The organism is Bacillus cereus group sp. Bc031 (assembly GCF_027716265.1).
Lineage (GTDB): Bacteria > Bacillota > Bacilli > Bacillales > Bacillaceae_G > Bacillus_A > Bacillus_A paranthracis.
Genome location: NZ_JAQFUL010000021.1, coordinates 1 through 11888, shown reverse-complemented (window position 1 = coordinate 11888; position 11888 = coordinate 1). Strand labels below are relative to the sequence as shown.

Sequence of the window (11888 nt, the reverse complement as noted above, 5' to 3'; positions counted from 1 at the left end):
TTTTGTATAGTTTACTGCCTCGTAGCAAAAAGTAACGCGAAGGGGTGAATATAAATGAGTAAAAAAGTGAAAAAAGATCATTCAAGATCGGGCCTCGGTTCTCCAGAAGTAGAAGGACAAGGAACGACGACGCATGAAACAGGTTCTCATAAAGTATCTTCATCTAATAAGAAGCAGAAACAAAGCTAACATAAAAAGGAGAGTCTTGGCGACTCTCCTTTTTATGTGTTACATCTTTTTATCATGAATCTCTTTTGTAATGTTATCTACATCTTTGTCTAATCGATCGAAATAGAAAAACCACAGTAAACTCATGAACACGTAATAGATGGGCATCACGCCAAGATTATCAGATATATTTTCAAATGTAGATTTAGTAGTGAAAAAAGCGCCCCAAATGGTAGAAATAGTGAGGTAAGATAGAGGACCTACGATGTGTACGAAAGCATATAATACCTTTTTAACTTTTATAGCGTTCATATGAAAAACCTCCTTTTTCTAATCATACATTCAAGTTCCTCACAGAAGTGTTGTAGTTTTGCTGGATTATGTATTAACAAGCGGGCATCGTGTTTCCCGATAAATCTTCGAATCCGAAAGTTTAATAAGAAAGATCGACCATAGCGCTCTATTAAATCGTTGAACTCTCGTTGTTCGCTTAGTAGATGAATGTTTTCCCTAATTTCGAACTGTCTTTCGTGTGGATTACCTAGTAAAATATTTAGAATCATTTGTAGAAGTAGCAATAGGGATCCCCTCCTATGTTAGAATAATCTGTATATTATAATTATAACAAAACTATAAGGATAATAGTAGGATGAAACAAAAAACAGGAGTTTGTAGGCTCCTGTTTTTGTCGATACTATTTTAGTAAGCGAAACGCCTTTTCCGTATTAGCAAAATGCAGTTTCACAAACTCAGGTAATCGTTCTTTACCAAGCTTTTGAATTAATTTAGCGGCGGCGATATCAACTTGTTTACCTGCACCTTTTGGAAGGGGCATACCAGCTTTTTTGCTTAGTTCGTTAAATTGTTTTACGAATGAGTAACGAGCTAAAATGGAGGCGGCGGCTACTGCTAAATGGACGCTTTCGCCTTTCGTTGCGAAGTAAACATTTTCACGTTGTACCTGTTTTTGTTTTGCTAAATATTTGTAGTATGTATCAGGCTGTGTGAATTGGTCGATTAAGACGCCTTCAGGTTTTATAGGTGCCATTTTAGCTAATAAGTTTGTAATAGCTTTATTATGTAGCAAAGCTTTTAGTTTACCTTGGTTGTTTCCTTTATCAAATAGCTCGTTATATTTTTCGTTATGAAGAACGAGAGAGCTGTAAGGAACAACGTGTAGAAGTTGTTTTGCAATGGCAGTAATTTGTTCGTCATTTAAGTTTTTAGAGTCTTTTACACCAAGTTCTTTTAGTAGTGGAATTTGCTTCGCATCCACATATACAGCAACGACTGTCATCGGTCCGAAGAAATCACCAGTCCCCACTTCATCTGACCCTACGATCGACATTGTACCGATGGAAGCAGGCGGTGCATAACGGTGTGAATCAACAGATCTTTTTACAGCTGTTTTCGGTGTTTGAGAGACAGTTTGCCAACGAGAAGCTTCTGCTTCAGCACGTCCACCTTGGAACATTACTTTTCCAGATTTATACGCTGTGATTGTGCAAGATGGCACTTTTGCCATGAAGATTCCGCCTTGTGGAGTTTTCGGGCTAAGCGAATGTTTATATTGTTGTTTCATGTCTTCAATTACTGTAGAATTTGTTTGAATTACGATAGAATTTGACATAATGGTCACCCCTTTTTTTATATTGTTATTTTTATCATATCGGATTGTTCTTTCTGTTTCCATATTATGAAGGTTCATGGTATGATAAACTTTAGGATTCTGTACGTGATTGGAGGCCGGTGAGTTGTCACAACAAAAGGGAAAGAAAAGTCGAATTAATGTAGAAATCTATGGTCAGCAATATTCAGTTGTTGGCGATGAAAGTACAAGTCATATCCGCATGGTAGCAGCGATTGTGGATGATAAAATGCGCGAACTCAATGCCAAGAATCCTTCGCTTGACACGAGTAGACTAGCGGTATTGACGGCGGTAAACGTCATACACGATTACATAAAATTAAAAGAAGAACATGAGAAATTGAAAGAAAGTATGACAAAAAAAGGAATGGAATAACATGATTGATATTATTATCATTTTACTGCTTGTTATGGGATTTTTCCTCGGCTTACGCAGAGGGTTTATTCTGCAACTTGTAAAGTTAACAAGCTTTATTATCGCATACCTTGTTGCATACTGGTACTGTAAAGATTTAGCACCAGCACTTGCGAAATTTATTCCGTATCCATTTGATAAAAATGTATCTGTTCCAGAATGGATTGATGCAAATAATATTGAGACAGTATTTTATCAAGCGCTTGCGTTTATCATATTGTTTATTATCACAAAAATTGCACTTTCATTACTTGGTAATTTGTTAAATATGTTTGCAGAAATACCGGTTTTAAAGCAAGTAAATGCGTTTGCGGGGGCACTCCTCGGATTTTTAGAAGTATATATTATTTTGTTTGTCTTAATTATCATTGGAAACATTCTTCCGATTGAACAATTACAAACACCATTACAACAATCATCAATTAGCAAAATAATTGTAGACGATACACCGATTCTCTCTGAAAAGGTGAAGGAACTATGGCAGACAGGTAGCAGAGTATAACTTCTCTTTTTTCGGAAAGAGAAGTTTTTTTCTATGAAAGAAAGGCGGGGTAATGATGAAAGTAAATAAAAAACAAGTTATCAAATTATTAGAGACAATCGGGCTTTTTATGGAACTAAAGGGCGCGAATCCATTTAAAATATCTGCATTTCGTAAAGCGGCAGCAGCATTAGAAAGTGATGATCGTAGTCTTTCTGAGATTGAAGATTTCACGAAGATTCCGGGCATTGGAAAAGGAACAGCAGCAGTTATTCAAGAATATATAGAGTCGGGAACATCTGAAGTATTACAAGAGCTTGAACAAGAAGTGCCAAGTAGCTTATTACCGTTATTAAAATTGCCAGGCCTAGGTGGTAAAAAGGTAGCTAAGTTATATAAAGAACTTGGTGTTGTTGATATGGAATCGCTAAAAGCGGTTTGTGAGGAAAATAAAGTACAAGCTTTAGCTGGTTTCGGCAAAAAAACAGAAGAGAAAATATTAGAAGCAATCGATCAAGTAGGATCTCGTCCAGAGCGTTTACCAATCGCGATGGTATTGCCTATTGCCGGGGAAATAGAGGAGAAATTGTCGAATATTGCTGAGGTAATTCGTTTCTCTCGCGCTGGTAGTTTGCGCCGTGTTCGTGAAACAGTAAAAGATTTAGACTTTATTATTGCAACGACAGAACCAGCTGCAGTACGTGAGCATTTACTACAATTTGATAATATGATTGAAGTAATCGCGAGCGGGGATACGAAAGTTTCTGTTCGTCTTCAATATGAATATGATATTTCAATTGATTTTCGCTTAGTAAAACCAGAAGAGTTTATTACAACTCTTCACCATTTCACAGGATCAAAAGACCATAACGTAAAAATGCGTCAAATCGCAAAAGATAAAGGCGAGAAAATTAGTGAGTACGGTGTAGAGAACTTGGAAACAGGTGAAGTGAAAACATTTGAGACGGAAGAAGAATTCTTTGCTCATTTCGGTCTTCCATTTATCCCGCCAGAAGTGCGTGAAGATGGAAAAGAAATTGAATTAATTAAAGAGTATCCTAACTTAATTCAGTTCTCTGACATACAAGGTGATTTACATATGCATACAACATGGAGTGACGGTGCCTTTTCAATTGAAGAGATGGTACAAGCGTGCCGTGCTCGTGGATATAAGTTTATGGCAATTACGGATCACTCACAATACTTGAAAGTGGCGAACGGTTTAACGAAAGAGCGCCTTCGTGAACAAGCGAAAGAAATTGAACGTATGAATGAAAAGTATCCAGACATTACAATTTTACGTGGAATTGAAATGGATATTTTACCGGATGCCTCGCTTGATTTTGATGATGAAGTATTAGCTGAATTAGATTATGTCATTGGAGCAATTCACTCTAGCTTCTCACAAGACCGTGAAACGATTATGAAACGTCTTCGTGCTGCGCTAGAGAATAAACATGTCACAATGATTGCTCATCCGACAGGACGTCTTCTTGGACGCCGTGAGGGTTATGATGTAGATACAGATTTATTAATTGAGCTCGCAAAAGAAACAAATACAGTTTTAGAATTAAATGCGAATCCAAACCGTCTAGATTTAAGCGCAAAATTATTAAAACAAGCACAAGATGCTGGTGTAAAAGTAGCGATTAATACGGATGCTCATACACTTGAAATGTTAGAAGATATGGAAACAGGTGTAGCGGCAGCTCGTAAAGGGTGGATTCAAAAAGATAACGTGATTAACACGTGGGATATTGAACGTTTATTAGACTATATTAAACGTAATAAGTAACACAAGGGGGACCAGCAACATGTTAGAAAGAACGTTGCGTGTATTAGAATACAATAAGGTAAAAGAACAATTACTTGAACATACAGCCTCTTCACTTGGTCGTGACAAAGTGAAGCATTTAGTGCCGAGCACTGATTTTGAAGAAATTGTAGAAATGCAAGATACAACGGATGAAGCAGCGAAAGTTATTCGTTTAAAAGGTAGTGCACCATTAGGTGGTATTACGGATATTCGCTCTAATGTGAAGCGTGCAAAAATTGGAAGTATGTTAAGTCCAAATGAATTACTTGATATTGCGAATACGATGTATGGTAGTCGTAATATGAAACGTTTCATTGAAGATATGGTTGATAACGGTGTCGAGCTTCCGATTTTAGAAACTCACGTCGCTCAAATTGTATCTTTATATGATTTAGAAAAGAAAATTACAAATTGCATCGGTGATGGCGGTGAAGTAGTCGATAGCGCAAGTGATAAACTGCGTGGTATTCGTACTCAAATTCGTACTGCGGAAAGCCGTATTCGTGAAAAGTTAGAAAACATGACGCGTTCTTCAAACGCGCAAAAGATGCTGTCTGACTCGATTGTAACGATTCGTAACGAACGTTACGTAATCCCAGTAAAACAAGAATACCGCGGCGTATATGGCGGTATTGTTCATGATCAATCAGCTTCGGGACAAACGTTATTTATTGAACCGCAAGTCATTGTAGAATTAAATAACGCGCTCCAAGAAGCACGTGTGAAAGAAAAACAAGAAATCGAACGCATCTTATTAATGTTAACAGAAGAAGTGGCAGTAGAAGCCGATATCGTTTTATCTAACGTAGAAGTAGTTGCGAATCTTGATTTCATTTTTGCGAAAGCTTTCTATGCGAAGCGTATTAAAGCAACGAAACCAATCGTAAATAACGAGCGTTACATGGATTTAAGACAAGCACGCCATCCGCTCATTGATCCAGAAATTATCGTGCCAAATAACATTATGTTAGGTAAAGATTTCACGACAATTGTTATTACAGGACCGAATACAGGTGGTAAAACAGTTACGCTGAAAACAGTCGGTATTTGTGTATTAATGGCGCAATCTGGTCTTCACATTCCAGTAATGGATGAGTCAGAGATTTGTGTATTTAAAAATATATTTGCTGATATCGGTGATGAGCAATCGATTGAACAAAGTTTAAGTACGTTCTCCTCACATATGGTGAACATTGTTGATATTTTAGAAAAAGCTGATTTTGAAAGCTTAGTTTTATTCGATGAATTAGGTGCTGGAACAGACCCGCAAGAAGGGGCTGCACTTGCCATTTCAATTTTAGATGAAGTATGTAATCGCGGTGCTCGCGTTGTTGCTACGACGCATTACCCAGAATTAAAAGCATACGGATATAATCGTGAGCAAGTTATCAATGCGAGCGTTGAGTTTGATGTAAATACATTAAGTCCAACGTATAAATTATTAATCGGTGTACCAGGACGTAGTAATGCCTTTGAAATTTCGAAACGCCTTGGATTATCTGATCGCGTCATTGAGCAAGCACGCAATCACATTAGTACAGATACAAACAAAATTGAAAATATGATTGCGAAGTTAGAAGAAAGTCAAAAGAATGCAGAGCGTGACTGGAACGAAGCAGAAGCACTTCGTAAGCAATCTGAAAAACTGCATCGTGAATTACAACGTCAAATTATTGAATTTAACGAAGAGCGTGATGAACGATTATTAAAAGCGCAAAAAGAAGGGGAAGAAAAAGTCGAAGCTGCAAAGAAAGAAGCAGAAGGCATTATTCAAGAACTTCGTCAATTGCGTAAAGCACAGCTTGCAAACGTGAAAGATCACGAGTTAATTGAAGCGAAGAGCCGTCTAGAAGGCGCAGCACCAGAGCTTGTGAAGAAACAAAAAGTAAACGTGAAAAATACTGCGCCGAAACAACAGTTACGCGCAGGTGATGAAGTAAAAGTATTAACGTTCGGTCAAAAAGGTCAATTGCTTGAAAAAGTAAGCGATACAGAGTGGAGCGTACAAATTGGTATTCTGAAGATGAAAGTAAAAGAATCTAATATGGAATACATTAATACACCGAAACAAACAGAGAAAAAAGCAGTTGCAACAGTAAAAGGTAGAGATTATCACGTTTCATTAGAACTTGACCTTCGTGGTGAACGATTTGAAAATGCAATGGCGCGCGTCGAGAAATATTTAGACGATGCCCAGCTTGCAAGCTATCCTCGTGTATCAATCATTCACGGTAAAGGAACAGGAGCACTTCGCCAAGGTGTTCAAGATTACTTGAAGAAGCATCGTGGTGTGAAAACATTCCGTTACGGTGACATGGGCGAGGGAGGCCTAGGCGTAACAGTTGTCGAATTAAAATAGAAAACAACGAAACAAAGGGGAAACCATTATATGTTTATGGACAAACTTGCAAAAGTATTGTTAGCTTGTTGCGGAATATTTTTGGTGATTGGGGTTATTTATTTAGTTGTTTTTGCGAAGTAAACGAGCGTCAATCGTGGCATAATGATATTGCCATAGATTGACGCTTTTAATATATATGAAAAGGAATAAGCTATGAAAATCAACCAATACATAAGCGAAGCAAAATCATGCTCCAGACGTGAAACAGATCGCCTTATTAAAGCTGGACGCGTGGCTATTAACGGCGAAATATGTACGCACGGTGCACTCGTAGGCGATGGTGATGTAGTAACGATTGATGGACAGGTTCTTGCAAAAGAAGAGAAAGAAAAGGTGTATATCGCCTTTCATAAGCCAGTTGGCATTACTTGTACAGCAGCTGATCATATTGAAGATAATATTATTGATTATATCAATTACCCAGAGCGAATCTTTCCAGTTGGGCGATTAGATAAAGCGTCAGAAGGCCTTATTTTATTAACGAATGACGGTGCGATTGCGAATCAAATTTTACATGGTGATCATGAGCACGAGAAGGAATATGTTGTCACAGTCGATAAACCTTTTACGGACTGGTTTATTGATGAGATGTCCAGCGGTGTAAAGATCAAAGATAGAATGACGAAGCCATGTAAAGTGACGAGAGTGGATCAGTCTACATTTCGCATCGTTTTAACGCAAGGAATGAACAGACAAATTCGTAGAATGAGTCGAGCTTTCGGGTTTACTGTAACAAAGTTAAAGCGAGTACGCATTATGAATATAGAGCTAAATGAGCTTGAAGTTGGAAAGTGGCGGAGCGTTACAGCTGAAGAGTTAGAAATTTTAATAGGGCAGTTATAGGGAGGGGGAATTTTCTCCCTATATTTTTTTGTCAGAAAAAATAAAACTATTGATTTTTTAAAAAATAGCCCATATAATAAAAAACAACAAGTTTCGACAAGATATTTTATAAAAGTAATGATGAGGACATGAGTTGTTTTTTACGATTCTCAGAGAGGGAAGCCTTAGGCTGTGAGCTTCCTAATACGAAAAGACAAGCTTACCACCTCTAAACTTCAAGAGTGAACTGCATACATGATGCATTGTAATTCTTGGCGGATAAAACCGTTATCAATTTACACGAGCTATAAAATGAGCTTATTTCGCTATAAATTCATTTTATTAGAATAAGGGTGGAACCACGATTTCAACACTCGTCCCTTTGTTAGGGACGGGTGTTTTTTGCGTTCTTTTACGGGGAAGTATGCTTGAAAGAGGATATATGACGGATTTTAATTCAGAATATTTTGTTAATTTATAATTATGTAGGAGGTTAGTAGAAATGAAATCATCTTTAAAGTTTTCTGAGATGTTTGCAATAAGTTTAATGTTATTTGCACTATTTTTCGGTGCGGGTAATATGATTTTTCCACCAGCATTAGGACAAGGCGCTGGAACAGATGTATGGATCGCGCTATTTGGTTTTGTCGTAACAGGCGTTGGATTGCCTTTATTAGGAGTTATCGTTATAGCTTTAAAGGGAGATATTAATGAGCTAGCAGGGCGTGTACACCCTATATTCGCACTAGTTTTTATTACTGCAATTTATTTATGTTTAGGCGTATTCGTAAGTGTGCCGCGTACAGGAACGGTTGCTTATGAAATGAGTGTTGCACCATTTTTACCAAGTGAAATAGCTGGTCAATCGTATCCACTTGTTATCTTTACATTTATTTTCTTTGCTCTCACTTTCTATTTAGCTTTAAACCCATCAAAATTAGTGGGTCGCATCGGTAAAGTATTAACTCCGATTTTATTAGCTGTTATTGCAATTATTGTAGGTAAAGCACTTATTACACCAATGGGTGAATTTGGTGCACCGACAGAAGCATATAGTGCTCCGCTATTTAAAGGTTTTATTGACGGATATTTAACTTTAGATGGACTTGCAGCACTTGTATTCGGAAATGTTGTTATTCATGCGTTAAAAGAAAAAGGTATTACAAATAAAAATAGCATTGCAAAAGTAACAATTTTTGCAGGATTTATTGCAGCACTTGGTTTACTACTCGTTTACTTAGCGCTTGCTTATCTCGGAGCTTCTAGTGTCTCTCTTGGAATGGGGGCAAACGGCGGAATTATTTTAACAAACGTTGTAAATCATTTATTCGGTAGTTACGGAACTTTATTATTAGGAATCGCAATTTCAGCAGCATGTTTAACAACTTCAGTAGGGATTGTCGCAGCTTGCGGAGAATATTTCTCTTCTTTATTACCGAAGCTTTCTTATCAAAAAGTTGTTTTCATTTTCTGTGTATTAGCATTTATGGTAGCGAATCTTGGTTTAACTCAGTTAAATGCATTAGCATTACCAATCTTAATCGCAATTTACCCAATTGGTATCGTGCTAATTATATTATCACTGGTTGAAAACTATATTCGTCTTCCTTTAGTCATGTATGTAGGTGGTATTGTAGGAGCATTCATGATTAGCTTCTTTGATGGATTACACAATGCAAATCTTGAGATTGCAGCATTAACACCAATTTTAAATAAAATTCCATTATATAGTGTTGGGATTGGTTGGTTCGTTCCTGCTCTAGTAGGTATTGTAATTGGATATGTCATTTCATTGTTTCAAAAGCAAGAAGTTGCTGTAGAAAAATAGAGAAAAGAGGCTTTCTATGAAAGAAAGCCTCTTTTTTTTGTAGAAAAAGCCACATATAAGGAAATTCAGATATTTAAAGTTTTATACGTAATATAGTTGACAAAAAAATTATGAGTAGGCTAAGATTGACTTAGTTGTGGAAATATTGGAAGGAAAGTGAGGAGTGAAAGGTATAAGGTTTTCTATAACAATATTATTTTTGTAGATAGAGGTGATCAAGTAGGAAGATGGATAGTTTTATTTTTTTTGAGATTCATTGAGAATGATAATCAACAAAATAAATAGAGACTTATGTTAAAATAAGAATCGCTCTTTATAAAGAATAGAGAGGGATATTATTTTTAACATGAATTGAGAATGATAATCAATAATATCTGTATTACATAAACAAATTACAATTAAATAAGGATAGAAGATTATTATTTTTTTCTAATATAATGAGAATAATTATCATTTTCAAAGAGTATGGATGAAAGATAAACAAGGAGGAAGTAAGCCAAATGAGAAAGATTTCTGTATTACCCGCTTTTATTATAACGTTCGTATGTATGCTAGCTTTTCTTATCATGCCATATGGGAAAGTTTCAGCACAACTAGCTGACGGTACGTATGACATTAACTATGTCATTCAAAAAGCAGAAAATGATTCAGCTTCAATGGCAAATGATTATTTTGAAAAACCAGCTAAGCTAATTGTGAAAAATGGTGAGATGAGAGTGCAAATCCCGATGAATCATAGTGCTTGGATTACAGAATTTAAAGCACCTGAAAACGGGAATTTTGTTGATGCAAAAGTAGTTAGCAAGGACGAGGCTGCTGATAAAAGAACGGTTGAATTTAAAATTGATGATTTATCAAAACCATTAGGAGTAAAAATTCATGTTGTCGTACCAAGTGCAAACTATGACCACCACTACATAATTCGTTTTGCTTTTGATGCAAATGTAAAAGCTGTAGGTGGAGATAACGGCGCGGCTGCTACAACAAAAAACAATGATCAAACGAAAACAGGTACACAAGTTAAAGAAGAGAAAGCAAAAGTAGAGAATAAAGAAACAACAAAAGAAGCGAACAAAGAGACAAATAAAGATACAAAAAATGAAAATGGTAAAGCTGAAAAAACAGATAATCCTAAAACAGGCGATGAAGCACGTATCGGATTATTTGCGGTGTTAATTCTTATTTCAGGTGTTTTCTTAATTCGTAACGTGAAGTTTAATAAATAAATAAATAAATAAAAAGGAGCGTTATTTCATTGAACAGGTATCTTAAGATTGTTGTTGCTATGTTTTTAATGATATTTACATTCGTATCAACACTACAACCACTTGCAGTTCAAGCAGCTACTCAATTAGCTGACGGTGAATACTCAATCGGTTTTAAAGTTCTTAAAGACGCATCGGATGAAGTATCCATGATGAATGAATACTCTGTAAGTCCAGGAACTTTAAAAGTGAAGGATGGGAAAAAGAAAGTGTCCTTTACATTAAAAAATAGTTCATGGATTACGAAATTTGAAACAGACAAAGCAGGTCAACTTGTTGAGACAAATGTAATTAGTGAAGATAAAGAAAAAGATACAAGAGTAGTAGAATTCGATGTGGAAGATGTAGAGAAGATATTAAAAGCGAAAGTAAAAGTAGATATTGATTTTCTGAACTATCATCATGAATATGATGTTCGTATTGCATTTGATCAAAATAGCATTACACCAATTCATGTAGAAAAACCAGATGAAAAAGAGGACCCAGCTAATAAGCCAGATCCAAATGAAACTACGGATCCAGGTCAGAAGCCCGACCAAAAGCCTGACCCAGATCAACAACCAAATTCTAACACAATTGAAGATGGTGCGTACAGCATTCCTTTCAAAGTGTTAAAAGATCAAACAGATGAAGAATCTAAAATGAATAGTTACATGGAAAATCCAGGAGTATTGAAAGTAGAAAATGGTAAGAAAAAAGCGGTTGTAACGTTAAAAAGTAGCTCATTAATTAAAAATTTCCAAACGGAAAAAGATGGTGCATTTGTTGATGCAAAAGTAGTGAGTGAAGATAAAGAAAAAGATACAAGAGTAGTAGAGTTTGAAGTAGCTGATTTATCGAAAAAACTTAATACAAAAGTATTTATTGAGATGGCATCAAGAAATTATAAACAAACGCATGACGTACAACTTGTATTTGAACAAGACAAATTGGAAGCTATTAAAAGTGAAGACAAACAACCAGACGGAGACAAACAACCAGACGGAGACAAACAACCAGACGGAGACAAACAACCAGACGGAGACAAACAACCAGACGGAGACA

At 36.2% G+C, this 11888-nt stretch carries 12 protein-coding genes and 1 other annotated feature; of the genes, 9 read left to right on the top strand and 3 right to left on the bottom strand.

The features are described from left to right. Positions 1-54: 54 nt before the first annotated feature. Positions 55-189 (top strand): YuzL family protein, encoded by a 135-nt coding sequence (locus PDQ33_RS10720; protein WP_000039589.1) that lies wholly within the window; start codon positions 55-57, stop codon positions 187-189. Between the two features lie 39 nt (positions 190-228). Here PDQ33_RS10720 and PDQ33_RS10715 read toward each other — a convergent pair whose 3' ends face one another. From PDQ33_RS10715 to rnhC, 3 genes are all read right to left on the bottom strand, one after another. Then, positions 229-480: a hypothetical protein gene (locus tag PDQ33_RS10715; RefSeq protein ID WP_270755646.1), complete on the bottom strand. Its 252-nt coding sequence runs from the start codon at positions 478-480 to the stop codon at positions 229-231. Beyond that, complete coding sequence (locus PDQ33_RS10710) at positions 477-746, bottom strand: hypothetical protein (RefSeq protein ID WP_046198149.1); 270 nt, start codon at positions 744-746, stop codon at positions 477-479. The genes PDQ33_RS10715 and PDQ33_RS10710 overlap by 4 nt, the downstream gene beginning before the upstream one ends. Positions 747-862: 116 nt before the next feature. Then, entirely contained in the window at positions 863-1798 is a 936-nt protein-coding gene (gene rnhC / locus PDQ33_RS10705; protein ID WP_000071600.1) for a ribonuclease HIII, read from the bottom strand. Positions 1799-1922: 124 nt separating this feature from the next. Here rnhC and zapA point away from each other — a divergent pair, with 124 nt between their 5' ends. From zapA to PDQ33_RS10665, 8 genes are all read left to right on the top strand, one after another. Continuing rightward, on the top strand, positions 1923-2192 hold the full coding sequence (gene zapA, locus PDQ33_RS10700) for a cell division protein ZapA (protein WP_000082701.1): 270 nt from the start codon (positions 1923-1925) through the stop codon (positions 2190-2192). A gap of 1 nt (position 2193) precedes the next feature. Continuing rightward, complete coding sequence (locus PDQ33_RS10695; protein WP_000565413.1) at positions 2194-2733, top strand: CvpA family protein; 540 nt, start codon at positions 2194-2196, stop codon at positions 2731-2733. 55 nt (positions 2734-2788) lie between these two features. Beyond that, complete coding sequence (gene polX / locus PDQ33_RS10690; RefSeq protein ID WP_000867555.1) at positions 2789-4507, top strand: DNA polymerase/3'-5' exonuclease PolX; 1719 nt, start codon at positions 2789-2791, stop codon at positions 4505-4507. Positions 4508-4526: 19 nt separating this feature from the next. Beyond that, a complete protein-coding gene (locus PDQ33_RS10685) occupies positions 4527-6887 on the top strand; it encodes an endonuclease MutS2 (RefSeq protein ID WP_000893729.1) in 2361 nt (786 codons plus the stop codon). Positions 6888-7082: 195 nt separating this feature from the next. Beyond that, complete coding sequence (locus tag PDQ33_RS10680; protein ID WP_270755651.1) at positions 7083-7772, top strand: 23S rRNA pseudouridine(2604) synthase RluF; 690 nt, start codon at positions 7083-7085, stop codon at positions 7770-7772. 108 nt (positions 7773-7880) lie between these two features. After that, positions 7881-8136: a binding site (T-box leader), on the top strand. A 117-nt stretch (positions 8137-8253) separates the two neighbouring features. Next, entirely contained in the window at positions 8254-9579 is a 1326-nt protein-coding gene (gene brnQ6, locus PDQ33_RS10675) for a branched-chain amino acid transport system II carrier protein BrnQ6 (RefSeq protein ID WP_061132074.1), read from the top strand. Positions 9580-10079: 500 nt separating this feature from the next. Next, positions 10080-10805 carry a heme uptake protein IsdC gene (isdC, locus tag PDQ33_RS10670; protein WP_270392838.1) on the top strand — a complete coding sequence of 242 codons (726 nt, stop codon included), beginning with the start codon at positions 10080-10082 and terminating at the stop codon, positions 10803-10805. Between the two features lie 59 nt (positions 10806-10864). Next, positions 10865-11888, top strand: a 1024-nt coding sequence (locus PDQ33_RS10665; RefSeq protein WP_270692566.1) for an NEAT domain-containing protein, incomplete at its 3' end; no start/stop codon positions are given.

What these genes read in the sequence shown, in the direction of transcription:
- PDQ33_RS10720 (WP_000039589.1), top strand. Translation starts at nt 55, where the DNA reads ATGAGTAAAAAAGTGAAAAAAGATCATTCAAGATCGGGCCTCGGTTCT.
- PDQ33_RS10715 (WP_270755646.1), bottom strand. Translation starts at nt 480, where the DNA reads ATGAACGCTATAAAAGTTAAAAAGGTATTATATGCTTTCGTACACATC.
- rnhC (WP_000071600.1), bottom strand. Translation starts at nt 1,798, where the DNA reads ATGTCAAATTCTATCGTAATTCAAACAAATTCTACAGTAATTGAAGAC.
- PDQ33_RS10695 (WP_000565413.1), top strand. Translation starts at nt 2,194, where the DNA reads ATGATTGATATTATTATCATTTTACTGCTTGTTATGGGATTTTTCCTC.
- polX (WP_000867555.1), top strand. Translation starts at nt 2,789, where the DNA reads ATGAAAGTAAATAAAAAACAAGTTATCAAATTATTAGAGACAATCGGG.
- PDQ33_RS10685 (WP_000893729.1), top strand. Translation starts at nt 4,527, where the DNA reads ATGTTAGAAAGAACGTTGCGTGTATTAGAATACAATAAGGTAAAAGAA.
- PDQ33_RS10680 (WP_270755651.1), top strand. Translation starts at nt 7,083, where the DNA reads ATGAAAATCAACCAATACATAAGCGAAGCAAAATCATGCTCCAGACGT.
- brnQ6 (WP_061132074.1), top strand. Translation starts at nt 8,254, where the DNA reads ATGAAATCATCTTTAAAGTTTTCTGAGATGTTTGCAATAAGTTTAATG.
- isdC (WP_270392838.1), top strand. Translation starts at nt 10,080, where the DNA reads ATGAGAAAGATTTCTGTATTACCCGCTTTTATTATAACGTTCGTATGT.